Origin of the sequence: Mesorhizobium sp. M7A.F.Ce.TU.012.03.2.1 (genome assembly GCF_004006095.1) — a bacterium.
Taxonomy (GTDB): domain Bacteria; phylum Pseudomonadota; class Alphaproteobacteria; order Rhizobiales; family Rhizobiaceae; genus Mesorhizobium.
The window spans coordinates 5,999,644-6,026,314 of sequence record NZ_CP034779.1 but is presented as its reverse complement, the minus strand read 5'-3'; the positions used below and the strand labels follow the sequence as shown (position 1 = coordinate 6,026,314).

The window sequence follows — 26,671 nt, the reverse complement described above, 5'->3', positions numbered from 1 at the left end:
GATGACGAATCGCCATCGCCTCCGCGCGTCGAATGGCTATATCTGTCAGAACACGCAGAACGCGGACAGCTTCCGAAAAGCAATAATCGGCAGCGCAGGAACTGGAGGAAAAGACGATGACCGCGCCAGACGATTTACAGCAGGCACTGTTTCTCAGGCTGAAAAGCGATGCATCGCTGTCGGCCTTGCTGGGCGGCGCCGGACTGCTCGAACGGCCAACCGACAATGCCGCTTTTCCGTACGTGACCTGCGGCCAGACCTCTGCTTTCGACTGGGATACGAGCACCGAGAACACTGATGATCAGTTGATTACGCTGCATGTCTGGTCGAAAGCCCATGGCGACGCCGAAACGCTAGCCATCATGGCCGCCATCCAGGCGCGCCTTGCCGACGCAGCATTGGCGATTGGCTCTCGCGGCCAGACACGACTGTCGCTGGAATTTGCCGAAGCCCGCCATGACGAGGATCTGCTCGTGCATCACGGGCTGCTGCGTTTTCGCGCGATAACGCAGGAAAATGCCTGATGCGCTTTCAATATGGTCAAAACCGAGTCTAGACTGGACTTTCGCGGGATTTCACCTGTTCGAGGCGGTGAAATTCCAGATTGATTGTCTCGCGTTGCAGGGGTGTGGCGAGGATGTTTTCAGCGGCGTTCACCGTTCATTTCACGTTCAGCACCGATGCGTTACAACGCCGGTCATGAAAATGCTTCGCTCCCCCCTCCGAACCGCGACACTGGCGCTTTGTGCTGCCGGGCTGTTCGCGTCGCAGGCGATGGCGATACCGGTCATCGCGCCGCCCGACCTGGCCAGCCCGATCGTACTGGCTGCGTCCGATTGCTACGCCATCGGCCAGCAGGTGGCCGAGCAGAATGGCGGAACGCTGGCCAAGGCCTCGCAATCGACGCGCGGCGGTCAGCCTGTCTGTGTCATCGTGGTGCTCGTTCCAGGCAAGGACGGACAACGTCCGCGCCGTTCCGAGATCGTCGTTCCGCTGAACTGACCCAATCAACCTTAGGCTACGTTTCCCAGGCCGCCGGAATCGGCCTATATCTGCCCCAGTCTTCAATCTGACAAAGCTCTTCATCTGACCAAGCCCTTCAATCTGACAAAGCTCTTCAACAGGTATCGAACTCCGCATGCGTGTACTCGTCGTCGAAGATGACAAGGATCTCAATCGGCAGATATCGGATGCGCTGGTCGATGCCGGCTATGTCGTCGACCGCGCCTTCGACGGCGAGGAAGGCCATTTCCTTGGCGACACAGAGCCCTATGACGCGGTCGTGCTCGATATCGGCCTGCCGCAGATGGACGGCATAAGTGTGGTCGAGCGCTGGCGGCGCGGCGGCCGCAAGATGCCGGTGCTGATCCTGACGGCGCGCGACCGCTGGAGCGACAAGGTCTCCGGCATCGATGCCGGCGCCGATGACTACGTCACCAAGCCGTTCCACATCGAGGAGGTGCTGGCGAGGTTACGAGCCCTGATCCGGCGAGCAGCCGGCCATGCCTCGTCCGAACTGACCTGCGGGCCGCTGCGTCTCGACACCAAGGCCTCCAAGGCCGATGTCGACGGCGTGCCGCTGAAACTGACGTCGCACGAATTCCGCCTGCTCGCCTATCTGATGCACCATATGGGCGAAGTGGTCTCGCGGACCGAACTGGTCGAGCATCTCTACGATCAGGATTTCGACCGCGATTCCAACACCATCGAGGTGTTTGTCGGGCGGCTGCGCAAGAAGATGGGCATCGACATGATCGAAACCGTGCGCGGCATGGGCTACCGCATGCGTGAGCCGGAGGCGTAACTCGGAACCGCTCAAACCAACCGCAAGGACGCCGCTTTCGCTGCGTTTGTGGCCGCGTTCGCTGACGTTCCGCGTTATCGCCTTTTCCACGGTCTGGGCGATCGTGACGCTCGTTGTCATCTTCACCTTGATCACCACGCTCTACCGCCAGGCCAGCGAGCGCGGCTTCGACAGCCTGCTTTCGGCGCATCTGTTCAACCTGATCGGTTCGATCGGCATCTCCGACAGCGGAGCGCTGACTGGCGCGCCAGACCTCGGCGACCTTCGGTTCTCGGAGCCGAATTCGGGCTGGTACTGGTCGGTCGAGCCCGCTTCGGAGGGTGTGCATGGCGATCTCCACTCGTCGTCGATGACCACGACGATCCCATCACCGAGCGTTGCCGAGGTGCCGTTCAATGCCAGCTTTCAGCGCAGCTACGCAGCTGAAGGCATCGACGGCGAGCAACTCGAAGTTTTCGAGAGCGAATTCGTTCTCGACGCCAAGAACCGGGCCGCGCGTTTCCGCGTCATGGGCAACCAGAGCGAACTCGAACAGGAAATCGCTACCTTCCAGCGCCGCCTGCTGACCTATCTCAGCCTGTTCGGCGTCGGCATGATCGCCATCAACGCGATCGCCATCCTGCTCGGCCTGCAGCCGCTGCGCCGGGTCAGGAACGCGCTCGCCATGGTGCGCGAGGGCACCGCGCAGAGGCTCGACGGCCGCTTCCCGGCCGAGATCGAACCGCTTGCCAACGAAACCAACGCGTTGATCGAAAACAACAGGCGCATCGTCGAGCGGTCGCGAACACAGGTCGGCAATCTCGCCCATTCGCTGAAGACGCCGCTGGCGGTATTGCTCAACGAGGGCCGCGCGCTCGGCGGCGCCAAGGGGCAGCTGATCGCCGAACAGGCCGCTTCCATGCAGAAGCAGGTCGAACACTATCTCCAGCGCGCCCGCGTCGCGGCACAGCGCGACAGCGTCGTCTACCGCACGCCGGTGACGCCGCTGGTGCAGCGCATGGTGCGGGTTCTGCAGAAGCTCAATCCGCAGACAAATCTGTCGCTGTCGCTGCCGGCGGCCGAAATCGTCTTCGCCGGCGAGCGCGAGGATCTTGAGGAATTGCTGGGCAATCTCCTTGAAAACGCGATGAAATGGGCAAAGAGCGCGGTGCAGGTTTCGGTCGTGCCCTTGACCGGCAAGGACGACCCGGCCGGCCTGTTCGAGATCAGCATAGAGGATGACGGTCCGGGCATTCCCGAGGACAAGGCGCGCGAGGCGCTGAAGCGAGGACGGCGTCTGGACGAGACAAAGCCCGGAACAGGTCTGGGGCTGGCCATTGTCGCAGACCTCGTCAACGAGTATGGAGGCGTTCTGGCGCTCGAACGGTCCGGTATGGGCGGATTGAAGGCGGTGGTGCGATTGCGGAGCCTTCAGTGATGTTCACCAGGGCCAATCGACATAGAGGGACGGGAGATGTTATTGGCGGCATGTCGATTGGTCTCGCAGCTGCCAACGGCCAAATTTCCGACAAATATCAATACTATGGCCACGCCAACTTCTCCGATGACGCGGCCCCCGGCGCATCCATGGCAGGCTCCCACTCAAGAAAATCGGTTGTTGGCATGAAGATTCGCGTCGCTCTCGTTTCCGCATTGCTGGCCGTTTCCGGCTGCACCACCTTGAGCGGCAAGGGTCCAGCCATAGCAGTGACACCGGCCTCGACACCTCCTTCAAGCGGCAAGGTGACCACGACGATCATTTCGGCGATGGGCGGCGGCCTCATCAGCGGGACGATCGGCAACGGCCTCAGCGAGACCGAGAAGCGCAGCGCGCTCGAGGCTGAATACAAGGCGCTGGAATATACGACCAGCGGCCAGAAGGTGACGTGGAAAGGCGCTCAGGCTTCGCGCTACGGCGAGGTGGTTCCGGCCCAGCCGTACCGCGTCGGTTCGCAGGACTGCCGCCAGTACACGCAGACGGTGTTTTCCGCCGGCGCCGGGGTCACGGCGCGTGGAACCGCTTGCCGCAACGCCGATGGCAGCTGGACGCCGCTGACCTGACGACCGTCTGCCGACGATTGGCGGCTGGCGTCGTCAAAGCGTCGCAGCATGCATCTGTTGGCACGGCAGAGCTCTGCCGGTATTGGAAGAACCATGCTGTTCTGGGTCATAGCCGCCATTCTCACGCTGGGTGCAAGCCTGGCGGTGCTGCTGCCGCTGGCCGCCAGCGCCAAGGGCGGGTCGTCGAGCGGCGAACATGATCTCGAAGTCTATCGGGACCAATTGTCCGAGCTTGACCGCGACGCCGCGCGTGGCTTGATCCAGCCGGCCGAAGCCGCCGAGGCCCGCGCCGAGATCGCTCGCCGCATCCTTCGCCTTGACAATGCGGGTACCGCCGGCGGCGCAAACCCTGGCCGAGCGTCGATCACGGCAAGGCTGGTGGCAACCGTAGCCGTGCTGGCGGTGCCGCTGGTCAGTTGGGGGCTCTATGTCCAGCTTGGCTCTCCTGACCTGCCGTCGCAACCGCTCAGCGAGCGGTTGGCCAAGAATCCCGCCGACAGTTCGGTCGACGAGCTGGTGGCGCGGGCCGAAGCCCATCTGGCCGCCAATCCCACTGACGGCAGGGGCTGGGACGTGCTGGCACCGGTCTATCTGCGCATGCAGCGCTTTTCCGACGCGGCGGGAGCCTATCGCAACGCCATTCGGCTCGATGGCGACAGCGCCGTTCGCCAGGCCGGTCTCGGCGAGGCGATCGCCAGCGCGGCAGGCGGCATTGTCTCGGCCGATGCCCAGGATGCTTTCGAGGCAGCCCTGAAGCTCGATCCGGCCAACGCGAAGGCGAGTTTCTACCTGGCCATGGCGTTGGCGCAGGAGGGGCGCGCCAAGGAAGCGACCACGGCATGGCAGGCGATGCTGGGCAGATTGCCGCCGGACTCGCCATGGCGCGGTGCCGTCGAGCAGGCGCTCGCCAAATCCGGAGGCTCCGACGTCGCTTCCGGCGCCACCAACGGTCCCGATGCCGGCGATTTCGACGCCGCATCCTCGATGTCGCCGCAGGATCGGGAGACCATGATCAACACGATGGTCGCCGGCCTCGACGACAAACTGCGGCAAAATCCGCGTGATCCGGAAGGATGGATGCGGCTCGTTCGTTCCTATGTCGTGCTCGGCAAAGCCGATCAGGCGCGTGAGGCGCTCGGTCGCGCCATCGCCGTCTTTGGAGCCGACAGTGAGCAGGCGAAGAAATTCACCGCCTTTGCCGCTTCGCTTGGCCTTGCGGCGACGGAGTAGAACAAGACATGACGCGCAAGCAGAAACGATTGTCGGTGATCGCGGGCGGGCTGGTCTTCCTGGGTGCCGCGACCGGGCTGACTTTTTACGCGCTTGGCCAGAAGGCCTCCTTTTTCTACATGCCGGCCGATCTCACCACCGCCAGTGTCCAGCCTGGCCAGCGCATCCGGTTGGGTGGATTGGTCGAAAAAGGCACGATCCAGCGCGGGCAGGGGGCCACGGTCGGCTTTTCGGTGACCGACACGCACAAATCGGTCAAGGTCACCTACACCGGCATCCTGCCCGACCTTTTCCGCGAAGAGCAGGGCGTCATCACCGAGGGTACTTTCGGCCCGGACGGGGTTTTTGTTGCCGATAGCGTGCTGGCCAAGCATGATGAGCGCTACATGCCCAAGGAGGTTGCGGACGGCCTCAAGGCCAAGGGCGTCTGGCAGGAGAACAAGAGTGAATAGCTCCGGCAGGAGAGCGACAATGGATCACGGGCATGGTTGAAACCGGACATTTCGCCCTCGTCCTGGCGTTTGCGCTTTCGCTGGTGCAGACGGTGGTGCCGCTGTTTGGCGCGCGCCTGAACAACCAGCGCCTCATGGCCGTCGGCGGTCCGGTCGCGGTGACCGGCTTTGCCCTGACGGCGCTGTCTTTCGCAGCGTTGGCGAGTGCCTATGCAAGCTCCGATTTCTCGGTGGCAAGCGTGTGGGAAAACTCACATTCCTTGCAGCCGTTGATCTACAAGATCACCGGAACCTGGGGCAATCATGAAGGCTCGATGCTGCTTTGGGTGTTGATCCTGACCTTCTTCGGCGCGCTCGTCGCCGCTTTCGGCTCCAACCTGCCGGCGACGCTGCGCGCCAATGTGCTTGCGGTGCAAGGCGCCATCGGCGCCGCCTTCTTCCTGTTCATCCTGGCGACGTCCAATCCGTTCATCCGGCTCAATCCGGCGCCGATCGAAGGCCGCGATCTCAACCCGATCCTGCAGGATCTCGGCCTCGCCATACACCCGCCGTTCCTCTATCTCGGCTATGTCGGCTTCTCGATCTGTTTTTCCTTCTCGGTCGCCGCTCTCATCGAAGGCCGCATCGACGCGTCCTGGGCGCGCTGGGTGCGGCCGTGGACGCTGGTCGCCTGGATGTTCCTGACCGGCGGCATCGCCATGGGATCGTACTGGGCCTACTATGAACTTGGCTGGGGCGGTTTCTGGTTCTGGGATCCGGTCGAGAACGCCTCCTTCATGCCGTGGCTGGCGGGCACAGCGCTGCTGCATTCGGCCATCGTCATGGAGAAGCGCTCGGCGCTGAAGATCTGGACGCTGCTGCTCGCCATCCTGACCTTTTCGCTGTCGCTGCTCGGCACCTTCCTCGTGCGTTCAGGCGTGCTGACCTCGGTGCACGCCTTTGCCACCGATCCGACGCGCGGCGTGTTTATCCTGTGCATACTGACGCTGTTTATCGGCGGCTCGCTGGCGCTGTTTGCGCTGCGCGCTTCCCGGCTGACGACCGGCGGCCTGTTCCAGCCGATTTCCCGAGAAGGGGCGCTGGTCCTCAACAATCTGTTCCTGACGACGGCGACGGCGACCGTCCTCGTCGGCACACTCTATCCGCTCGCCGTCGAAGCCTTTTCAGCCGACAAGATCTCGGTCGGCGCGCCGTTCTTCAATCTCACCTTCGGACCGCTGATGGCGCCGCTGCTGCTCGTGGTTCCGTTCGGGCCGTTGCTGGCTTGGAAGCGCGGCGATGTCTTCGCCGTCGCGCAGCGCCTTATGGTGGCCTTTGCAGCGGCGCTGCTGGCGACGCTGGTCACCGCTTTGTTCATCGACGGCGCCTCGGTGTTCGCAGCCCTGGGCGTTGGCCTTGCCGTCTGGCTGATCCTTGGCGCGCTCACCGATCTCGCCGTCAAATCGGGGGTCGGCAATGTCGCAGCGGGGATCATGGTCAGGCGCTTGCTCGGCCTGCCGCGCTCGGTCTTCGGCACTGCCTTCGCTCACCTTGGCCTCGGCCTGACCACGCTCGGCATCGTCGGCACACTTTGCTTCGGCACCGAGAAGATCCTGTCGATGCATGCCGGTGAGACCGTCGAACTGTCCGGCCATACGCTGCGTTTCGTCGGGCTTTATCCGGCCCAAGGACCGAATTACAGCGAGGATCTCGGCCGCTTCGAGCTGATCGGCGTCAGCGGCAGCCCTGTTGGCGAAATCAGCTCCGCCAAACGGTTTTATCCGGTGCGGCAGATGACGACGACGGAATCGGGCATCAGGACGATTGGTTTCTCGCAGCTCTACATCTCGCTCGGCGACGAGGGCAATGACGGTTCTGTCGTCGTGCGTTTGTGGTGGAAGCCGCTGGTGACGTTGATCTGGGGCGGCGGCCTGATGATGATGGCGGGCGCGGCGATGTCACTGATGGACCGGCGCCTGCGCGTCGGCGCGCCGTCGCGGCGGCGCAAGCAGGCGAGCGCGGTGCCATCCGCGACCCTGCCATGAACGCGCGGCTTTTTCTGACCTCCATTGTCCTGCTGCTGGCGCTGTTCTTTGCCGGCACGGCCTCGGCGGTGAGGCCTGACGAGGTGCTGCCTGATCCGACGCTGGAGGCGCGGGCGCGGGCGCTGTCGGAAGGCTTGCGCTGCATGGTCTGCCAGAACCAGTCGATCGACGAATCCGATGCCGACCTTGCCCGCGACCTGCGCGTCCTTGTGCGTCAGCGCCTCGTCGCCGGCGACACCGACCAGCAGGTCATGGACTACGTGGTTTCGCGCTATGGCGAGTTCGTGCTGCTGAAGCCGCGTTTCGACCTGCGCAATGCGTTGCTATGGGGCACGCCCGTCCTGCTGTTGCTGGTTGGAGGTGTTTTCATCGTGCTGACCGCGCGGTCGCGCCGCGTGCTGGCGACCAATGCGTTGACCACTGAGGAACAGGCGGCGCTGGACGCCATATTGCGCCGCGACTGACGTCCGCCGTCACTCCCAAACATTACCAAAGTTTCATGTGTCGGAAATGGCGCTGTAATGTGTGCCGCTCTAATTCTCCTTTCCGAGGATGCCGACCAAGCAGCGTCCGTTGAAAGAGGATAAGAGATCCATGAATATTGCCCCCAATTCATATTCCGTCACCCGCAAGCGTCTCATGGCTGCCGTCGCATCTGTCGCCGTGGCCGGTGCGATCGGCGTTGGCGCGCTGACCAGCGGAACCAGCCCTGTTCTGGCCGATGCCGTACGCGTCGAGGCGCCGCAGGTGCCGGGCTTCGCCGATGTCGTCGAGCGCGTTTCTCCCGCCGTTGTCAGTGTCAAGGTCAAGGCCAAGATCAGCCCGGCCGCCGATGATGGCTCCGACCCGTCCGACGACCAGGATGGCATGAACAACCTGCCCAACAATCCACAGCTGCGCCGCTTCTTCAAGGAATTCCGTGGCTTTGGTGACCAGGACGGCCAGGGTGGCGGCAACAGGCGCTTCAGCCACCGCGACCGCAACAACGACCAGCCGCGGCCGGTTGCCCAGGGCTCGGGCTTCTTCATCTCGGATGACGGCTATCTCGTCACCAACAATCACGTTGTTTCGGAAGGCTCGGCCTTCACCGTGGTGATGCATGACGGCAAGGAACTCGACGCCAAGCTGGTCGGCACCGACCCGCGCACCGATCTCGCCGTGCTTAAGGTCGACGGCGTCGGCAAGTTTACCTATGTCGACTTCGCCGATGACTCCAAGGTTCGCGTCGGCGACTGGGTGGTGGCCGTCGGCAATCCGTTCGGCCTTGGTGGAACCGTCACCGCCGGCATCGTCTCCGCCCGCGGCCGTGACATCGGCGCTGGCCCTTATGACGACTTCATCCAGATCGACGCATCGGTCAACCGCGGCAATTCTGGCGGTCCGACCTTCAACCTCAACGGCCAGGTCGTCGGCATCAACACCGCGATCTTCTCGCCATCCGGCGGCAGCGTCGGCATCGCCTTCGACATTCCCGCTTCGACCGCCAAGCAGGTCGTTCAGGACCTGATGAAGAGCGGTTCCGTGCAGCGGGGCTGGCTCGGTGTGGAAATCCAGCCGGTCACCTCCGACATCGCTGAGTCGCTTGGTCTGAAGTCCAACAACGGCGCACTGGTTTCCAGTGCCCAGGACGATGGTCCCGGCAAGAAGGCGGGCATCACGGCCGGTGACGTGATCACCCAGGTCGACGGCAAGGATGTCGCTTCGCCGAAGGAACTGGCCCGGCTGATCGGCGCCTATTCGCCTGGCAAGTCGGTCGACGTCACCGTGTGGCGCGACGGCAAGAGCCAGACGGTCAAGGTCGATCTCGGCAAACTGCCCTCGAGCGACAAGCAGGCCTCTGTCGACCAGCAGCAGCCCGCCGCCCCGGCCAAGCCCGACACGCTGGCCGATCTCGGCCTGACCGTTACCAAGTCTGAAAACGGCAAGGGACTGGTGGTGACCGATGTCGATCCCGACAGCGATGCCGCCGATCGCGGTATCCAGCCGGGCGACGTCATCACATCGGTCAATTCGACCGAAGTGAACGGCACCGACGACGTCACCAAGGCGATGACCGATGCAGTCAAATCCGGCCGCAAGGCAGTGCTGATGCAGATCACCCGCGACGACACCAATCGTTTCGTCGCGCTGCCCGTCGCCAAGGGCTGAGGTTGGCCCCGGAGCGATCTCTCGGCCTTTCCAGGTGGGTGAGGGCGTTCCGGCGGCACGTTGGACTTTTCCAGTGCGGCAGTTTCAACACCCCCGAGCCGCCGTAGGGGAAAGCATGGAGAAGCGCGCGTTAGTCAGTCATCGCGCCTTCCCCCGGCGGCAGCGGGCTTCCCATCGTCCGCTGCCGCACACTTTCAAAAGCGCTTCCGCGATCCGACGCAAAATGACATCGGCAGCGAGCAGCTTTATCGCGTACGGCTTCGGCAATCTTGATCGCGGTGCGCTTTGGCAAAGGCCACAATGCAGATGTCTGCCACTCAACCTTCCGGCGAAATCGCGTATAACAGCCCTATGAAGATTCTCGTCATAGAAGACGATCGCGAGGCTGCGGATTACTTGCAGAAAGCCTTTGCCGAGGCCGGTCACACCGCGCATGTCGCTGGTGACGGCGAAACCGGCTTTGCGCTCGCCGACGCCGGCGACTACGACGTGATGGTGATCGACCGGATGATGCCGCGTCGCGACGGCCTGTCGGTCATTGCCGGTCTCCGGTCCAGGGGCAACACAACGCCGGTGCTGATCCTGTCGGCGCTCGGCGAGGTCGATGATAGGGTCACGGGTCTACGCGCCGGCGGCGACGATTACCTGACAAAGCCCTATGCCTTCTCCGAACTTCTCGCCCGCGTCGAGGTTCTGAACCGTCGCGCCAGCGCCAAGGAAGCCGAAACCGTCTACCGCGTCGGCGATCTCGAACTCGACAGGCTGTCGCATTCGGTACGCCGTGCGTCACGCGAGATAACGCTGCAGCCGCGTGAATTCCGCTTGCTCGAATATCTGATGCGGCATGCCGGCCAAGTGGTGACGCGCACCATGCTGCTCGAAAATGTCTGGGACTATCATTTCGATCCGCAGACCAATGTCATCGACGTCCATGTCTCGCGGCTGCGCGGCAAGATCGAGAAGGGCTTCGACAAGCCCATCCTGCATACGGTTCGCGGCGCCGGCTATATGCTGAAGAGCGGCTAGAGTATGATCCCGAAAAGTGGGAACCGGTTTTCGGAAAAGATCATGCTCCAACAAAGAGCTAGATCGGCATGACGATTCGACCAAACCTCATGCTGATCTAGCTGCGGCATGGCTCTTTCCGTGCCAGCCATCATGAAGACGACGGCAGCGCGGCTTTCGGCGCTCTACCTCCTGCTCTTCGCGCTCTGCGCGGTGGCGCTCGTCTTCTACATGACCTCGTTGTCGGCGCGCATGCTGACCGGGCAGACACAGGACACCATCAATGACGAGGTGCTCGGTCTGGCTCGCGCCTATCAACGTGGCGGTCTGCCGGTGTTGGTCCGTGTAGTCGAGGCCCGCTCGCGCCAGCCCGGCGCCAACCTCTATCTGATCGCCGACGCCAACGGACAGATCCTGACCGGCAATGTGCAGAGCCTGGAGCCGGGCGTTCTCGAAACCGAAGGCTGGACCAGCAGTCCGTTCTCTTATCAGCGTTTTGGCGAGGGAGAGCTCGAGCGCCTGCGCAACCTTCCCGCCGAGCAGGGCACCACCACCCAATCCGAGCAGAACGATGCGCAGGCGCAGGGCGAAAAGGGCCACAACGCCATTGCGCTGGTGCTGCGGTTGCCGAACCAGATGATCATGCTGGTCGGCCGCGACCTTGGCGAGCCGGAACGGTTTCGTGCGGTCATCCGCCGTGCGCTGATGCTGGCGCTCGGCATGATGGGGCTGGGCGGATTGCTGATCTGGTTTTTTGTCGGCCGCGCCGCGCTGAAGCGCATCGACAGCGTGTCGGAAGCCAGCCGCCGCATTATGGGCGGCGATCTGTCGGGCAGGCTGCCGGTGACGGGGGTTGGCGATGAGTTCGACCGGCTCTCCGAAAATCTCAATGCCATGCTGGCCAGGATCGCCACGCTGAATGAAGGCCTGAAGCAGGTTTCCGACAACATCGCGCATGATCTGAAGACGCCGCTGACCCGGCTCCGCAACCGGGCCGAAGCGACGCTTTCGGGCAAGCAAAAGCCCACCGATTACCGGCAGGCGCTGGAAGGCACTATTGCCGAGTCGGACCAGCTGATAAAAACGTTTAACGCCATCCTGATGATCTCCCGGCTGGAGGCTGGCTACTCCTCGGAGAACACCAACCGCGTCGATCTGGCGGAGGCCGTGCGCGACGTTGTCGAGCTTTACGAGCCGGTGGCGGAAGAGGCAGGCGTGTCGCTGGAAGCAGACGCGCGCGACGCGGTGTCCGTCAACGGCAACCGCGAACTGATCGGTCAGGCGCTGTCGAACATCGTCGACAACGCCATCAAATATTCGACCGGCGCCAATGCCCAGCCGGCGGTGCGCGTCACGCTCGAGCGAGCCGGTACGGACGTTCGCCTGTCGGTTGCCGACAATGGACACGGCATTCCCGACGATGGCGACCGGGCGCGGGCCACGGAACGTTTCGTGCGGCTGGAGAAGAGCCGTTCGCAGCCGGGTTCCGGTCTTGGCCTCAGCCTCGCCAAGGCGGTCATGACGTTCCACAATGGCCGGCTTGAACTCTTGCCTGGCAATCCTGGACTATCCGTGGTCATGAGTTTCCCGGCTCGGGAGGATCACTGATGAGCACTTCAGCCAAGCGGGTGGAGACTGGATGGCTGCTGAAGCCGGCTGCCAGGCTTGCCCCGCTCGACAAGGAGCGTGCGCGGCTGGAACTGGCCGAGATCGCTTCCGCCGCGCGCGAAGAGAGGCTGACGCGGCTGGCCAAGTTCCTGGCCGGCAAGGGCGAGGGCCAGGATTTCCTCGCCGCCGTCTTCGATCTGTCGCCGTTCCTGCGCGATACGGCACGCCGCCGGCCGCAAATCCTGGACGGGCTGTTCGAGCAGACGATCGAGGCTCGACTGAAGGTGATCGGCGCCGCCATCGACCAGGTGCATCTAGCCGAAGCAGTCTCGGAATCCGGCTTGATGATGGAGCTGCGCCAGTGGAAGGCGGAGGCGCATTTCCTCATCGCGCTGGCCGATCTTGCCGGCGAGGCCGAAACGGCGCTGACGGTCCGGCGATTGAGCGATCTTGCAGACGCCTGCACCCGTGCGGCCGTCGACTTCCTGCTGCGTGACGCGCATGGCCAGGGCAAACTCAAACTGCCGGATGTCGGCAATCCGTCGAAACAGTCGGGCTGGATCCTGCTCGGCATGGGCAAGCTCGGCGCGCATGAGCTGAATTTTTCCTCCGACATCGATCTGGTGGTTTTCTTCGATCCGGAAGCGCCCGCCGTCGTCGATCCGCTCGATGCCACCGAGTTGTTTTCGAGGCTGACGCGCCGCCTGGTGCGCATCCTGCAGGACCGCACCGAACACGGTTATGTCTTCCGCACCGATCTGAGACTGCGCCCAGACCCCGGTTCGACACCGCTGGCGATCCCGGTCGAGGCGGCACTGCGCTACTATGAGGCACGCGGCCAGAACTGGGAGCGCGCCGCGATGATCAAGGCACGCCCGGTGGCAGGCGATCTGGCCGCGGGTGCGGCCTTCCTCAAGGAGTTGCAGCCCTATATCTGGCGCAAATACATGGATTATGCGGCGATTGCCGACGTCCATTCGATCAAGCGCCAGATCCACGCCCACAAGGGCCATGGCGAGATTGCGGTCAAGGGCCACAACGTCAAGCTTGGCCGCGGCGGCATTCGAGAGATCGAGTTCTTCGTCCAGACCCAGCAGCTCATCGCCGGCGGACGCTTCCCTGAACTGCGTGGCCGCGAGACCGTGCCGATGCTCGGCGAGCTTGCGACCCGCGGCTGGATCACCGCCGAGGCGCGCGATGCGCTTGCCCGCCAGTACTGGTTCCTGCGCCGCGTCGAACATGCCGTGCAGATGGTTGCCGACGAGCAGACGCACACGCTGCCGGAAGATGATGAAGGCCTGGAGCGCATCGCCCGCATGCTCGGCTTTGCCGATGCTTCTGCCTTTTCTCGAGCGTTCCGTGCCTCGCTGCAGCAGGTCGAACGCCACTACGCGGCACTGTTCGAAACAGCACCCGAACTGTCGACCGGCATCGGCAACCTGGTCTTCACCGGCGATGTGGACGATCCCGATACGCTGCAGACCTTGCACGGGCTCGGTTTTCAGCGGCCAAGCGACATCTGCCGCGTCATCCGTGGCTGGCATTTCGGCCGCTATCGCCTCACCCAGTCGGCGGAGGCACGCGAGCGGCTGACGGAACTGACGCCGGCGCTGCTGCGCGCCTTCGGCCAGACGCGCCGGGCCGACGAAGCTCTGATGCGCTTCGACGAGTTTCTCGCCGGCCTGCCGGCTGGTATCCAGCTGTTCTCCCTGCTGCAGTCCAATCCTGCCCTGCTGAAGCTTCTGGCGACGATCATGGGGGCCGCCCCCCGGCTGGCGGCGATCATCACCCGCAGGCCGCATGTCTTCGATGGTTTGCTCGACCCGGCCTTGCTCACCGAACTACCGGACCGCGCCTATCTGTCGGCGCGGCTTTCCGCCTTCGTCGAGGGCGACCGGCTTTACGAGGATGTGCTCGACCGGCTGCGCATTTTTGCCTCCGAGCAGAAATTCCTGATCGGTGTCCGGCTGCTCGCCGGCTCGATCGATCCGGCGCGGGCCGGCCGCGCCTTTTCTGATCTGGCGGATCTCACCATCGAGGCTGCGTTGCAGGCGGTGACGGCCGAATTCGCGGCCCGCCACGGCACCATTGCCGGCGGTGTGGTTGCGCTGCTCGGTATGGGCAAGCTTGGCAGCCGCGAGCTGACCGCCGGATCGGACGTCGACCTGATCCTGCTCTACGACCACGCGCCGGATGCCGAAGAGTCCGATGGCGACAAGCCGCTGGCACCTTCGCATTACTACACCCGCATGACGCAAAGGCTGATCGCGGCGGTGTCCGCGCCGACGGCGGAGGGGGTGCTCTACGAACTCGACCTGCGCCTGCGGCCGTCCGGCAACAAGGGACCGGTGGCCACCCATATCGATGCCTTCAAGAAATACCAGCGCCAGGAAGCCTGGACTTGGGAACACATGGCGCTGGCCCGCGCCCGTGCCATTGCTGGCGACGCCAGCCTGTGTGGCGAGGTTGAAGCGGAAGTAGCGGCGGTGCTGGGCCAGCCGCGCGATGCTGCAAAGGTGATGGCCGAGGCTGCGGACATGCGGGCTATGATCGAGAAGGAAAAGCCGCCGCGCGATCTCTGGGACATCAAGCTTATTCCCGGAGGATTGATCGATCTGGAATTCATCGCCCAGGTGGCCGTCATTACCGGGCAGGTCGAGACCGGGCGCCGCGCCACCGGCACCGCCGAGATCCTGTCGCGCCTGGCACCGGGCTTCGCCGATGCCGGGGTGAGGCAGGAGCTTGGCGACGCCTACGCGCTCTATCTTGCACTGACCCAGATGACGCGGCTGTGCCTCACCGGAGCCTTTGAGCGCGACGACGTTCCGCCGGGGCTTTCGGATCTGCTTCTGGCGGTGACCGACCTGCCGGATTTCGGTGTGCTGGAAGCACACCTCAAGGAGACGTCGCAGACGGTCAGGAAGGATTTCGATCTTTTGCTTCGTACGGGATGACCGTGAAGCGATCGTCCCCTGGAACCGAAGACGTTTCGTGCTCTTCCGGTCTCATGCAGCTACTCTGTTCGCCGAATCTGCTGGAGCGCCCGGCTCGCGTGAGACTGCAAAATCCGGTCGCGCAGATAGGCATAGAAACGCGGCGGCAGCATGCCATAGTCGATCGGGACGGTTTGCTGCCCGCGATGGGCCTGAGATCGGGACCCGGCCAGAGGAAGTCATTGGTTTCGGTCACGACGATCCATGACGGCGTATCATCGAGGCCGAGATGGGCTTTGAGTGGCGCAGGTATTTCTACTGCATCGGCAGGATCAGCCGGTGGCGAGTGTGTGACCGGAACGACCGTTATAACTTCACGGCCCTCCACGACCCGGCGCGCGGCGACAATGGCGCATGGTCGGTTTTTGCGACCTTCTTCGGCACCCTTTTCGTGTTCTCTCACCCAGAGGTAAGAATAGGAAATCAACAGACCCGGGATAGGTTTGGGCAGGCTCACGGTGTCCAGTCTTTAAGCATCGCATCGAGCCCGGCATATTCGCTCGGTACGGCGCTTTCGGCGATGGCGTTCAGCGTCTCATCGTCCAATTCTTCCGCGTTACGGGCGACTCGTCCCTTGACCAACACCTCGAACATCGCCGCCGACAGGAGTACCGTGTGGGTCCGGCCATTCTTTGTGATTGCGACCGGCGCACGCTGGGCAACGTCCTGGAAACGCCCGACATTCTGCTGGAATTCTGTTGAAGTCACTCGCATAGCAATGCCTCTCTTTTCTATCTAAAATAGATAAAATAGATAGTTTTGTCAAAGCATCTCACCTCGGGCCTGCGAGGTGGGATCAAGCCTGGAATGGTGATGAAATCTTCAGGCTGCGGCCTTGATCGCCGGCGCGGCCTTCTTCACCGGGATGCGCACCGACACGATCGTGCCGACTCCTTCGCTCGACCGGATCTTCAGCGCGCCGCCCTGGAGTTCGGCCAGTGAACGTGAGATGGCAAGACCAAGGCCGGACCCGGCATGGCTCTTGGAGAACTGGTTCTGCACCTGCTCGAAAGGCCGTCCGAGTTTGCCGAGCGCATCCTTGGGGATGCCGCAGCCATTGTCCTCGATCGTCAGCACCAGCGCGCCGGATGTGTTGCGGGCCCTGACCGATATGTGGCCGCCCTGGCCGGTGAACTTCACCGCATTGGACAAAAGGTTGATGACGATCTGCTTGATCGCACGGCGATCGGCGACCAGCGTCAGCGCATCGGCAATGCGCGTTTCCACGGTGATGGCCTTTTGCGCCGCCTGCAGCGAAACGACGCGTACGGTTTCGCTGATCAGCGGGCCGAGGTCGATCTCTTCCCGGTCCAGCGAAAACTGGCCGGCTTCGATCTTGGACATGTCGAGAATGTCGTTGATGACGCCCAGGAGATATTTGCCGCTGCTGTTGATGTCGGTGGCATATTCCTCGTAGCGCTCCGATCCGAGCGGGCCGAACAGCCCCTGTTCCATCAGTTCGGAGAAGCCGATGATGGCGTTCAGCGGCGTGCGTAACTCATGCGACATGTTGGCCAGGAACTCGGATTTGGCCCGGTTCGCCGCTTCGGCGCGTTCGGTTTCCTTCATGTATTTGCGGTTGAGGTCGACCAGTTCGCGCGAACGCTCCTCTTCGGCCCGCCGCGCCAGGCTGAGATCATGGATCGTCGCCATCAGCCGGCGCTCGCTGTCGACCAGCTTCTCCTGGTGCAGCTTGATCTGGGTGATGTCGGAGCCGACCGAGACGATGCCGCCGTCCCGGGTCTTCAGTTCGTTGACCTGCAGCCAGCGGCCGTCGGCCAGCTGGCGCTCGAAAGTGGCGCCGCCCTGCAGGCCGCTGGTGTGGGCGAGCCGCCGTTCGGAAGCAAAGGCCAGCATGCGTTCTTCCAGCGCCGCGCGCGCGGTGCCCGGCATCACGTCGCGGTCCGAAAGCCCATTGTCCTGCTGGTATTTGGAATTGCACATGATCAGGCGCTGCGTCGAATCCCACAGCACGAAGGATTCGTTGATGTTCTCGATCGCCGTCCTGAGGCGAAGGTCGGCAGCCTCGGAACGCAGCGCCAGATGACGCTGTTCGGTGACGTCGACGGCAATGCCGATCAGCTGGATCTCCGGCGCTTCCGGATCGATGACCTGTGCCCGTGCGCGCATCCAGACCCATTGGCCGTCGGAATGCCGCATCCGGAACACCTGGTCGATATGATCGATCTCGCGTGCGACAATTCTGTTGGCGAGTTCGAACAGGTCACCGTCCTCGGGATGGATGATCTGATCGACCTCGCCGAAGGACAGCATCGTGTCGCAGGGCTTGTAGCCGAGCATGTCGTACATCGAGCGCGACCAGTACATCTTGCCGCGCACCATGTCCCAGTCCCACAGGCCGCAGCGGCCGCGCACCAGCGCCATATCGATGCGCTGATGCGCTTCGAGATAGATGCGGTCAGCCGCCTGCGCACGTGCCGCCTGGCCGAAATAGGCATAGAGGATGACGATCAGCACGCCGGCCGTCAGCACGAACAGGGTGACGTTCAGTGAAACGGTCTTGCGCCAGGCATCGAAAACCGCGTCCTGTGGCACCAGGGCCGCCGATGCGCCCTTTCCGCCATCCGCCAGGCTGACCGCCGCGTACCAATCCCGTCCGTCGATGTTGACGTCCATGACGCCGGCACGATCGCCGAACATGAACAAGGGCTGGCCGCCCTCGACGAGGCCGTCGAGTGAATGGCCCTGCCATGGCATGGAGCGCGGCGTCACCGCGACGATCTTGAAAGCGCTGTCGGTGATGACAAGCACATGGCTGCGGCCCATCGCGCCCTGACGGCTGGTGGTCTCCAGCAGGTCCTGTATGGCGCCGGGCATCGTTTCCGAGGTGGTGGCGAGCGAACTGGCCAATTGGCCCGCCGCCAGCGTCAGGATCGCCTTGGCATTGCGCTCGACATCGTCGCGCTCGTTCATCAGCGACAGCACGCGCAGCGCCGCGATGACGATCAGGAAGGTGATGATGAGGACGGGTATCGATCGGCGCAGCAGCGGCTCGGCGGCCAGAAGCCGTCGATAGGCCGGTTCGGCGATGAGCCGCGTATTCCCGGCAAGACCGTCGCCGCGCGTCTCACGACGCGCAAAAGCCGTCCCTCCGGGCGCGCCCCACGCGTCCGCCTTCGCCATAAATGGCACTCCCCGAATTTGCCTATGCTGCTTGGCGATCCGGCAAACGCCGCACATCCGAATCGTCAGTAAAGAATCAAAGGTGATTCGCCTTGTCCAGTGGTCCGGCCAAAAAAGATTAAAAATCGACTAAAATAACGTCGAAATGGTCGATCTCCCCCCTCGTGGGGGAGATCACTATCCCTACGCCAGCGTGCGCTCGACAATATCCCGCAGATCCGCCGACAGGTTTTCGGCGCCGGCGATCGACAGCAGCGCTTCCCTGGCCTTCGCCTGCCGCAAAGGTTCGAGCGAACGCCACGATCTGAGCGCCGTAGCCAGCCTGGCCGCCACTTGCGGGTTGCGCTTTTCAACCTCGAGCACAGTCTGGGCAAAGAACCAGTAGCCTTCGCCGTCAGCACGATGAAAGCCGGTCTGGTTGGCGCTGGAGAAGGTGCCGATCAGCGAGCGAACCCGGTTCGGATTGCCCATCGAGAAGGCCGGATGGTTGGTCAGGGCCTTCACGGTGTCGACGGTTTGCGGCCCCGGAACGCTGGCCTGGATCTGGAACCATTTGTCCATGACCAGCGGGTCGGACCCATAGGTCGTCTCGAAAGCCGCCAGCGCCTCGACCGCCTCGGGCGAACCGTGGTGACGATGCGCGAGCACGGCAAGTGCTGCCGCGCGGTCGGTCATGTTGGTCGCCGACTGGAAATGCCTGGCGGCGAGTGCTGCTCCACCCGGCTGCAGCGACAGATAATCCAGCAAAGTGTTGCGCAAGGCGCGTCGTCCGGCGCTCGCCGCGTCGGGGCTGAACGCTGCTTTGTCTGCAAGGCCGCGGTAAAGGCCCGAAAAAACGTCCCGGTTCGCAGTGCCGATCGCCAACGCCAGTGCCTCGCGAGCCGCATAGATAGCATCGGGGTCGATGTTCCGGCCGATGTCGCGGGCGATGTCGGCTTCGCCGGGCAATGCCAGCGCCAGTGCTCGATAGGCCGGCTCCAGCGTCTCGTCGCCGGCGATGCTGCCGGCGAGTTCGATCAGCCGCGGTGCAAAGGCCGGCTGCTTGCCGCCGAGGATCTCGCGGAAGGCGGTGATCAGTGCATCGGTCAGCAAAGTATTGAAGGCCTGCCAGCGCGAAAAGGCGTCGCTGTCATGGCGGGCGAGAAAGAACTGGTCGTCGGCTTTCTGCTCGACGGACAATGTCACCGGCGCCGAAAAGCCGCGGTTGAGCGACACGGCCGGGCGCTCGGTGACGCCTGAAAACCGCACCATGTGGCGACGCTTGCGGATATGGATGACGCCGTCCTCGACGCTGGCGCCCTCGACGCCGCTATACGGCACAGGCTTGCCGCCGGCGCCGATCAGGCCGAAAGCCAGCGGGATGTGCATCAGCCGCTTGCGGCTTTCGGAGGGTGTCGGCGGTACCGACTGCTCGATTTCGAGCGTGAACTCTTGCGCCGCCGGATTGTGCGTCGAACTGATCGTCAGGTTCGGCGTGCCTGCCTGATGATACCAGAGCGCGAACTGCGACAGGTCGCGGCCGGACGCATCCTCGAACACCTTGATGAAATCCTCGATCGTCGCTGCGTCACCGTCGTGCCGCTCGAAATAGAGGTCCATGCCGGCGCGAAAGACGTCGGCACCGAGAATTGTGCGGATCATGCGCACCACTTCAGAGCCCTTCTCGTAGACCGTGGCGGTGTAGAAATTGTTGATCTCGCGGTAGCGGCGCGGCCGCACCGGATGCGCCAGCGGACCCTGGTCCTCGGGAAACTGGTGGGCGCGCAAGGTGCGCACTTCGGCGATGCGCTTGACCGCGCGCGAACGCTGGTCGGCGGAGAATTCGTGGTCGCGGAAAACCGTCAGGCCTTCCTTCAGGCAGAGCTGGAACCAGTCGCGGCAAGTGATTCTGTTGCCTGTCCAATTGTGGAAATACTCGTGCGCTATGATCGCCTCGATATTGGCGAAATCGGCGTCCGTCGCGGTCTCCCGGTCGGCCAGCACATATTTGTCGTTGAAGATGTTGAGGCCCTTGTTCTCCATCGCGCCCATGTTGAAGTCGGACACGGCGACAATGTTGAAGACGTCGAGATCGTATTCGCGGCCGAATGCCTCCTCGTCCCATTTCATCGACCGCTTCAGGGCATCCATCGCGTAGCCGGCCAGCTTCTCCTTGCCGGGCTCGACATAGATGCCGAGTTCGACCGTGCGGCCCGATAGCGTGACGAAACTGTCCGCAAGCCGGCCGAGATTGCCGGCCACCAGCGCGAACAGATAGGACGGCTTGGGGAAAGGGTCGTGCCACACGGCATAGTGCCGGCCGTCGCCGAGGTCGCCTCTGTCGACCGGGTTGCCGTTGGACAGGAGCAGCGGCGCTTCGTCACGCATTGCCTCGATGCGCACCGTGTAGACGGACAGGATGTCGGGACGATCGAGGAAATAGGTGATGCGGCGAAAGCCCTCCGCTTCGCATTGCGTGCAGTAGACATTGCTCGAGCGGTAGAGGCCCATCAGGGCTTCGTTGCCCGCCGGCGCCACCTCGGTCTCTATGAGCAACTGGAAGCGACGCGCCGCCGGTGGCTTGAGGATTGTCAACCGGTCAGGCGTCGCCAGCAGATCCGCCGGTTTTACCTTCTTGCCGTCGATCTCGATGCGCTTGAGCGTCAGCCCGTCGCCGTCGAGCACCAACGGTGCCGACACGGAGACGTCGTCACGGCGCTCTATCGTGAGGACGGCGGTGACACGCGTTGCGTCTGGCGAAAGGCGGAAGGTAAGGTCGGTTTTCGGAATGAGGTAGTCGTTGGGGCGATAGTCTTCGAGTTTGAAGACCTGGCCGGTGTCCGTGCGCATTCCGTGGGTTTTCCTGTCGATTGCGTTGGCGGCGGATTGTGTCCGCTGGTCCAAGAAATTTGAAGTCCGCGCTCTTTACACGAAACGGCCCCTCGACAAAACTGAGGCAATGCCTATTTCAGGCGTTCCTTCTCCTGTCATCATCACGAGGCACCCATGACCGTCGTCACACCGAAATTCGGCATGGGCGCATCCGTGCTGCGGCGCGAGGATGCCGCCTTCATCCAGGGCCAGGGCCGCTATACCGACGACATCCAGCCGGCTGGCGTCCTGCATGGCTATGTCCTGCGCTCGCCGGTCGCCAAGGCCAGCTTCACCATCGGTTCGACCGAGGCGGCGAAGACGGCACCTGGCGTCCATCTGGTGCTGACCGGCAAGGATCTTGCCCATCTCGGCGATCTGAAATCCGGCGTCATGCAGGAACAGCCGGACGGCACCAAGGCTCCGACGCGCGACATCCCGATCCTGTGCGGCGACCGCGTCAACTATGTCGGCGATGCCGTTGCCTTCGTCGTCGCCGACAGCCGAGCCCGGGCGCAGGATGCCGCCGAACTGATCGATGTCGACTATGACGGCGAAGATGCGGCCTCCGGGACGGCAACGGCATTGGCCGAAGGCACGCCGCTGGTCTGGCCGGAGCTTGGTTCCAACCGCGCCTTCAGCTACCACATGGGCGACAAGAAAAAGAACGAAGCGGCTTTCGCCAAGGCCGCCCATGTCACCCGCATCGAGTTCGTCAACAACCGGCTGGTGTGCAACTACATGGAGCCGCGCTCCGCGATCGGCGAATGGAACGTCGAGGAGAAGCGCTTCGTGCTGACCACCGGGTCGCAAGGCGTGCACTCCATGCAGTATATCCTGGCCAGCGTGTTCAAGATCAAGAAGGACCAGCTGCGCGTCATCACGCCTGATGTCGGCGGTGGTTTCGGGCCGAAGAGCTTCGTCTACCGCGAATATCCGCTGGTGCTGGAAGCGGCAAAGCGGCTTGGCCGCCCGGTGAAATGGGCCGGTGACCGCACGGAGCACTTCCTGACCGACGCGCAAGGCCGCGACAATTTCGTCACGGCTGAGATGGCGCTGGACAAGGACGGCCGCTTTCTCGGCATGAAGGTGGACCTGCTCGCCAACATCGGCGCCTATATCTCGCAATACGGCCCGTTCATCCCCTATATCGGCGTCACCATGTCGACCGGTGTCTACGATATCCAGGCGCTCGACGTCTCGGTGACCGGCCTCTACACCAACACCTGCCCGGTCGATGCCTATCGCGGTGCCGGCCGTCCGGAAGCAGCCTTCCTGCTGGAAAAGCTGGTCGATGCCTGCGCCCACGATCTCGGCCTGCCTGTCGAGGAGATCCGCCGCCGCAACTTCATCCGGCCGGAGCAATTTCCCTACCGGACGCAGACCGGCCGCCTCTACGACACCGGTGAATTCGAAGGCCATATGGAGCGCGCTATTGAGCAATCCGAATGGAAAGCGTTTCCCGAGCGGCTGGCGCAATCGAAGGCCGGCGGAAAAATCCGCGGCCTCGGCATGGCGACCTATATCGAGGCCTGTGCCTTTCCGGGCTCCGAACCGGCCTTCGTCGAACTCAACGGCGATGGCACGGTGACGCTGAAGATCGGCACCCAGACCAACGGACAGGGGCACGCCACCGCCTATGCCCAGTTCCTGTCGGAAAAGCTCAATCTCGACATCGACAAGATCCATGTCCGCCAGGGCGATACCGATGAATTGAAGGCCGGCGGCGGCACCGGCGGCTCGCGCTCCATACCGCTGGGGGGTGTATCGGCTTCCCGCGCGGGCGAGGATCTGGCCAACAAGATCAAGCGCATCGCCGCCGACGAGCTTGAAGCCTCGGCCGGCGACATTGAGCTGTCTGATGGTGTTGCCCGCATCGTCGGCACCGATCGCTCGATCGATTTTTCCGCCATCGCCAAGGCCGCCAAGACGCCGGATGATCTCAAGGGCTTTGGCGAGTTCGTGCAGGACGAATGCACCTATCCCAACGGCACTCATATCTGCGAGGTCGAGATCGATCCCGACACCGGCGCGACCGAGATCGTCCGCTACACCATCGTCGACGATTTCGGCGTCACCGTGAACCCGATCCTGCTCGCCGGCCAGGTGCATGGCGGCGTCGTGCAAGGCATCGGCCAGGCACTGACCGAGGACACCATCTATGGCGAGGACGGACAGCTTTTGACGGCGAGCTTCATGGATTACGCCATGCCGCGCGCCGACAATTTCCCGTTCTTCCATTTCGAGACCCGCAACGTGCCTTCGACCACCAATGCACTCGGCATCAAGGGCGCGGGCGAGGCCGGCACCATCGGCTCGACGCCGGCGGCACTCAATGCGGTGACTGACGCGCTCTGGCGCGCCTATGGCGTCAAGCACATCGACATGCCGGCAACGCCGGCGCGTATCTGGGCGACCATCCGAGAAGCGTCGGGAGCGTGACAGCAGGCCCCGGCAGCCCCCCGGCCACAGCCAGCGGTGATGCCGGCGGGCACGACACGCTAACCGGCATCATGTTCAAGATCGTGTCGGTGGCGGTCTTCGTCGGCATGCAGACCTGCATCAAAGCCGCAGGCACGGTTCCGGCCGGCCAGATTGTCTTCTTCCGCTCTTTCTTCGCTATCTTCCCGATCATCGCCTTCCTGGCCTTCAGGAAAGAACTCGGCACTGCCTTCACCACCAAGCGTCCGTTCAACCACATCGCCCGCGGCCTGGTCGGCGTCTGCGCCATGGGGCTCGGCTTTTTTGCGTTGACCCGGCTGCCGCTGCCGGAAGCGATCACGCTGAACTACGCGCAGCCGCTGCTGGTGGTGGTGTTCAGCTCCATCTTCCTCGGCGAGGCCATCCGTGTCTATCGCTGGAGCGCGGTCGCGGTCGGCTTGGTCGGCGTGCTGATCATCTCCTGGCCGGAACTGACGCTGCTGAGTTCCGACGAGGCGCTCGACGATCAGGAAGTGCTTGGCGTCATCGCCGCTCTTGTCGCCGCGGCGATCTCGGCCGTCGCCATGCTCTTGGTGCGCAATCTCGTGCAAAGCGAGCGCACGGCGACCATCGTGCTGTGGTTTTCGGTGACGGCGAGCGTCGTGTCGCTGCTGTCGCTGCCATTCGGCTGGCAGGCGCTGACGCCGCTCCAGGCGGCTCTCCTTGTTGCCGCCGGCTTCTGCGGCGGCCTCGGGCAGATACTGATGACGGCAGCCTATCGCCATGCCGAAGCCTCAGTCGTGGCGCCGTTCGAATATACGTCGATGATCCTCGGCGTCGTCGTCGGCTATCTCGTCTTCGGCGACGTCGCCACGCTCCATATGCTTGCCGGCGGCCTGATCGTCGTCGCCGCCGGCATCTTCATCATCTGGCGCGAACGCCAGCTTGGCCTGGAGCGGACCCGCACGCGCAAGGCATCTTTGCCTGAAGGGTGATTACGACAGCTCGGCTCGCTCCTTCGCCAACCGAACCAGCACCGTCCTCGTCTGCTCGTCGGCTGGAAAAAACGATTCGATCGCCAGTTCCGAAAGGGTCACGTCGAGCGGCGTGCCGAACACGGTGATGGTGCTGATGAACGACAGCACCTGGTCGCCGTGCGCAAGCCTGAGCGGGTGCACGATGGGGTTCGGCTCTACCGACACCGGCCGGCTGCCTTTCAAGCCGGACGGATAAGTCCTCAGCTCACGCTCGAGTTCGATCAGCACCGCGTCGCCGCTCGCGTCATTCTGGTGTTTCAGGCGCTCGAGCAGATGCGTCCGCCATTCCTGGAGATTGACGATGCGTGGCGCGATGCCGCCGGGATGCAGGCTGAGGCGAAGCACGTTGACCGGCGGCGTCAGCAGCGAAGCCTCGCTGACATCGGCAAGGAAGGGGGCAATGGCGGCATTGGCCGAAACCAGGTTCCAGTGGCGGTCGACGGCGAGTGCCGGGAACGGCTCGTGGCCTTTGAGGACGATCTCGACCGCCGCCATCGCCGGCGCCATCGTGGTGTCGGTCAATGAGCGCTCGCCGAAGCTCGGCGCAAAGCCGGCGGCGAGCAGCAACTGGTTGCGCTGCCTCAGCGGCATCGACAATTGCTCGGCCAGATGCAGCACCATGTCGCGTGAGGGCGCGGCGCGGCCGCTTTCGACGAAGCTCAGATGCCGCTGCGAGATTTCGGCCTCCATGGCGAGGTCGAGTTGAGACATGCGGCGGCGGGTGCGCCACTCGCGAATGAGGCTGCCGGCGGAGGTTTGGGCTGTTGTCATGAGGGCATGGTTAGACTGGAGAGGGGGGCATTTCAATTACGTCTGAGGTCATAGTTCTTGCCGGCGTTCGCCTATCCACATTGGAGATTGGCGAAAGCGGAGATGACAGCCAATCTCCCCCCCTCGTGGAGGAGATTGGCCAATCACCCAAGTGCGCGCAGCTTCGCCTTGACTTCGAGAAAATCCCGCCACGCCAGCTTCTTGTGCGACGGGGTTCGCAGGAGATAGGCCGGATGCAGCGTCGGCATGGCCGGGATGGCGATGCCGGACGCCGTCGTGTGGGCGCGCCAGTTGCCGCGCAGCCGCAATATGCCTTCCGAGGTGTTGAGCAAGGTCTTGGCTGACGGGCCGCCAAGGTTGATCAGCACCTTCGGATTGACCAGTTCGATCTGCCGCTCGATGAACGGCCGGCAGATCTCGGTTTCGTGCGGCGTCGGCGTGCGATTGCCCGGCGGCCGCCAGGGAATGACATTGGCGATATAGACTGAAGTACGGTCGAGCCCGATCGCCGCCAGCATGCGGTCGAGCAGCCGGCCCGATCGGCCGACGAAGGGCAGGCCCTCGATGTCCTCGTCGCGGCCGGGTGCCTCGCCGACCAGCATCACGGCGGCTTCCGGGTTGCCGTCGGCGAACACCAGGCTCTTGGCGGTGGCCTTGAGATTGCAGCCTTCGAATGCCGCCATGTGCTGGCGAAGCTCGTCCAGCGTCGTTGCTGTGGTCGCCAATTGGCGGGCAAGTGCCGCCTGCGCTTCGTCGGGAACGGTGGCCGACGTTGGGCGCGCAACCGGCGGCGCACTTGATCTGTCACCTGGTTCGGGGCGAGACATATTCGTCGAACGCTGCGGTGGGGCGATATCGCCCGAAGACGCCGCCGCGCGCTCCATGGGCTTTGGCGCAACCTCGGCAAACCGGTTCACGGGCTGGTCTTCAAGCGCCTCGTCGACGCCCACGCTGGCATAAAAGGCCAGCAGGTCGGCAATGTCGGATCGGTTGTTGGGGGAGGCGGCAGTCATGCCTGGCACATTCGTCTGCCGAGAGGCGATTTGCAACATCGGTGATTGGCGAAAGCGGCGGTGAAAGCTGATCTCCCTCCTTGAGGGGGAGATGGCCGGCAGGCCAGAGGGGGTCGCCGCGCGTAGAGCGC

General features: G+C 63.5%; 20 protein-coding genes. 15 read left to right on the top strand and 5 right to left on the bottom strand.

What is annotated here, in order from left to right; translation table 11 throughout:
- Window positions 1-116: 116 nt before the first annotated feature.
- The 13 genes from EJ079_RS29995 (at window position 117) to EJ079_RS29935 (ending at window position 15,265) form a co-directional block, all read left to right on the top strand.
- A complete protein-coding gene (locus tag EJ079_RS29995; RefSeq protein WP_127810924.1) occupies window positions 117-524 on the top strand; it encodes a DUF3168 domain-containing protein in 408 nt (135 codons plus the stop codon).
- A gap of 175 nt (window positions 525-699) precedes the next feature.
- Entirely contained in the window at window positions 700-1,002 is a 303-nt protein-coding gene (locus EJ079_RS29990; RefSeq protein WP_127810923.1) for a hypothetical protein, read from the top strand.
- A 136-nt stretch (window positions 1,003-1,138) separates the two neighbouring features.
- Window positions 1,139-1,804 carry a response regulator transcription factor gene (locus EJ079_RS29985; RefSeq protein ID WP_023812809.1) on the top strand — a complete coding sequence of 222 codons (666 nt, stop codon included), beginning with the start codon at window positions 1,139-1,141 and terminating at the stop codon, window positions 1,802-1,804.
- A complete protein-coding gene (locus tag EJ079_RS29980; protein WP_127269160.1) occupies window positions 1,788-3,221 on the top strand; it encodes an ATP-binding protein in 1,434 nt (477 codons plus the stop codon). The genes EJ079_RS29985 and EJ079_RS29980 overlap by 17 nt, the downstream gene beginning before the upstream one ends.
- Before the next feature lie 185 nt (window positions 3,222-3,406).
- On the top strand, window positions 3,407-3,844 hold the full coding sequence (locus EJ079_RS29975; RefSeq protein WP_127269161.1) for a hypothetical protein: 438 nt from the start codon (window positions 3,407-3,409) through the stop codon (window positions 3,842-3,844).
- A 93-nt stretch (window positions 3,845-3,937) separates the two neighbouring features.
- Window positions 3,938-5,074: a c-type cytochrome biogenesis protein CcmI gene (ccmI, locus tag EJ079_RS29970; RefSeq protein ID WP_127396031.1), complete on the top strand. Its 1,137-nt coding sequence runs from the start codon at window positions 3,938-3,940 to the stop codon at window positions 5,072-5,074.
- 8 nt (window positions 5,075-5,082) lie between these two features.
- Window positions 5,083-5,526: a cytochrome c maturation protein CcmE gene (ccmE, locus tag EJ079_RS29965; RefSeq protein WP_127321624.1), complete on the top strand. Its 444-nt coding sequence runs from the start codon at window positions 5,083-5,085 to the stop codon at window positions 5,524-5,526.
- 32 nt (window positions 5,527-5,558) lie between these two features.
- A complete protein-coding gene (locus EJ079_RS29960; protein WP_127810922.1) occupies window positions 5,559-7,550 on the top strand; it encodes a heme lyase CcmF/NrfE family subunit in 1,992 nt (663 codons plus the stop codon).
- Entirely contained in the window at window positions 7,547-8,014 is a 468-nt protein-coding gene (locus EJ079_RS29955) for a cytochrome c-type biogenesis protein (protein WP_127810921.1), read from the top strand. Before EJ079_RS29960 ends, EJ079_RS29955 begins: the two co-directional genes overlap by 4 nt.
- Window positions 8,015-8,144: 130 nt before the next feature.
- Window positions 8,145-9,698, top strand: coding sequence for a Do family serine endopeptidase (locus tag EJ079_RS29950; RefSeq protein WP_127270962.1), 1,554 nt, complete (start codon window positions 8,145-8,147; stop codon window positions 9,696-9,698).
- A 351-nt stretch (window positions 9,699-10,049) separates the two neighbouring features.
- Window positions 10,050-10,724 (top strand): response regulator transcription factor, encoded by a 675-nt coding sequence (locus EJ079_RS29945; protein ID WP_023812818.1) that lies wholly within the window; start codon window positions 10,050-10,052, stop codon window positions 10,722-10,724.
- Between the two features lie 108 nt (window positions 10,725-10,832).
- The gene (locus tag EJ079_RS29940) at window positions 10,833-12,311 is read left to right on the top strand and encodes a HAMP domain-containing sensor histidine kinase (RefSeq protein ID WP_127810920.1); all 1,479 of its coding nucleotides are present in this window, start codon (window positions 10,833-10,835) and stop codon (window positions 12,309-12,311) included.
- Window positions 12,311-15,265, top strand: coding sequence for a bifunctional [glutamine synthetase] adenylyltransferase/[glutamine synthetase]-adenylyl-L-tyrosine phosphorylase (locus EJ079_RS29935; protein WP_127810919.1), 2,955 nt, complete (start codon window positions 12,311-12,313; stop codon window positions 15,263-15,265). Before EJ079_RS29940 ends, EJ079_RS29935 begins: the two co-directional genes overlap by 1 nt.
- 492 nt (window positions 15,266-15,757) lie before the next feature.
- On the opposite strand, the gene EJ079_RS29925 is transcribed toward EJ079_RS29935, so the two are convergent.
- The 3 genes from EJ079_RS29925 to pepN form a co-directional block, all read right to left on the bottom strand.
- On the bottom strand, window positions 15,758-16,018 hold the full coding sequence (locus tag EJ079_RS29925; RefSeq protein WP_127810918.1) for a type II toxin-antitoxin system prevent-host-death family antitoxin: 261 nt from the start codon (window positions 16,016-16,018) through the stop codon (window positions 15,758-15,760).
- A gap of 108 nt (window positions 16,019-16,126) precedes the next feature.
- A complete protein-coding gene (locus EJ079_RS29920) occupies window positions 16,127-18,448 on the bottom strand; it encodes a PAS domain-containing sensor histidine kinase (RefSeq protein ID WP_127810917.1) in 2,322 nt (773 codons plus the stop codon).
- A 183-nt stretch (window positions 18,449-18,631) separates the two neighbouring features.
- Complete coding sequence (gene pepN, locus EJ079_RS29915; RefSeq protein WP_127810916.1) at window positions 18,632-21,277, bottom strand: aminopeptidase N; 2,646 nt, start codon at window positions 21,275-21,277, stop codon at window positions 18,632-18,634.
- A gap of 156 nt (window positions 21,278-21,433) precedes the next feature.
- On the opposite strand from pepN, the gene EJ079_RS29910 reads away from it, so the two are divergent.
- Both EJ079_RS29910 and EJ079_RS29905 read left to right on the top strand, forming a co-directional pair.
- A complete protein-coding gene (locus EJ079_RS29910; protein WP_127810915.1) occupies window positions 21,434-23,740 on the top strand; it encodes a xanthine dehydrogenase family protein molybdopterin-binding subunit in 2,307 nt (768 codons plus the stop codon).
- Window positions 23,737-24,714, top strand: a complete 978-nt coding sequence (locus EJ079_RS29905) for a DMT family transporter (RefSeq protein WP_127810914.1) — start codon at window positions 23,737-23,739, stop codon at window positions 24,712-24,714. The genes EJ079_RS29910 and EJ079_RS29905 overlap by 4 nt, the downstream gene beginning before the upstream one ends.
- Here the strand turns inward: EJ079_RS29905 and EJ079_RS29900 are convergent, their stop codons facing one another.
- Both EJ079_RS29900 and EJ079_RS29895 read right to left on the bottom strand, forming a co-directional pair.
- A complete protein-coding gene (locus EJ079_RS29900; protein WP_127810913.1) occupies window positions 24,715-25,527 on the bottom strand; it encodes a helix-turn-helix transcriptional regulator in 813 nt (270 codons plus the stop codon). It abuts the gene before it with no gap.
- Window positions 25,528-25,670: 143 nt separating this feature from the next.
- On the bottom strand, window positions 25,671-26,540 hold the full coding sequence (locus tag EJ079_RS29895; protein ID WP_164873876.1) for a uracil-DNA glycosylase: 870 nt from the start codon (window positions 26,538-26,540) through the stop codon (window positions 25,671-25,673).
- Between the last annotated feature and the right edge of the window lie 131 nt (window positions 26,541-26,671).

Coding starts and splice junctions, on each gene's coding strand:
- EJ079_RS29985 (WP_023812809.1), top strand. CDS start 1,139: ATGCGTGTACTCGTCGTCGAAGATGACAAGGATCTCAATCGGCAGATA.
- EJ079_RS29900 (WP_127810913.1), bottom strand. CDS start 25,527: ATGACAACAGCCCAAACCTCCGCCGGCAGCCTCATTCGCGAGTGGCGC.
- EJ079_RS29960 (WP_127810922.1), top strand. CDS start 5,559: ATGGTTGAAACCGGACATTTCGCCCTCGTCCTGGCGTTTGCGCTTTCG.
- EJ079_RS29990 (WP_127810923.1), top strand. CDS start 700: ATGAAAATGCTTCGCTCCCCCCTCCGAACCGCGACACTGGCGCTTTGT.
- ccmE (WP_127321624.1), top strand. CDS start 5,083: ATGACGCGCAAGCAGAAACGATTGTCGGTGATCGCGGGCGGGCTGGTC.
- EJ079_RS29950 (WP_127270962.1), top strand. CDS start 8,145: ATGAATATTGCCCCCAATTCATATTCCGTCACCCGCAAGCGTCTCATG.
- EJ079_RS29925 (WP_127810918.1), bottom strand. CDS start 16,018: ATGCGAGTGACTTCAACAGAATTCCAGCAGAATGTCGGGCGTTTCCAG.
- EJ079_RS29995 (WP_127810924.1), top strand. CDS start 117: ATGACCGCGCCAGACGATTTACAGCAGGCACTGTTTCTCAGGCTGAAA.
- EJ079_RS29895 (WP_164873876.1), bottom strand. CDS start 26,540: ATGACTGCCGCCTCCCCCAACAACCGATCCGACATTGCCGACCTGCTG.
- ccmI (WP_127396031.1), top strand. CDS start 3,938: ATGCTGTTCTGGGTCATAGCCGCCATTCTCACGCTGGGTGCAAGCCTG.
- pepN (WP_127810916.1), bottom strand. CDS start 21,277: ATGCGCACGGACACCGGCCAGGTCTTCAAACTCGAAGACTATCGCCCC.
- EJ079_RS29920 (WP_127810917.1), bottom strand. CDS start 18,448: ATGGCGAAGGCGGACGCGTGGGGCGCGCCCGGAGGGACGGCTTTTGCG.
- EJ079_RS29945 (WP_023812818.1), top strand. CDS start 10,050: ATGAAGATTCTCGTCATAGAAGACGATCGCGAGGCTGCGGATTACTTG.
- EJ079_RS29955 (WP_127810921.1), top strand. CDS start 7,547: ATGAACGCGCGGCTTTTTCTGACCTCCATTGTCCTGCTGCTGGCGCTG.
- EJ079_RS29975 (WP_127269161.1), top strand. CDS start 3,407: ATGAAGATTCGCGTCGCTCTCGTTTCCGCATTGCTGGCCGTTTCCGGC.
- EJ079_RS29940 (WP_127810920.1), top strand. CDS start 10,833: ATGGCTCTTTCCGTGCCAGCCATCATGAAGACGACGGCAGCGCGGCTT.
- EJ079_RS29935 (WP_127810919.1), top strand. CDS start 12,311: ATGAGCACTTCAGCCAAGCGGGTGGAGACTGGATGGCTGCTGAAGCCG.
- EJ079_RS29910 (WP_127810915.1), top strand. CDS start 21,434: ATGACCGTCGTCACACCGAAATTCGGCATGGGCGCATCCGTGCTGCGG.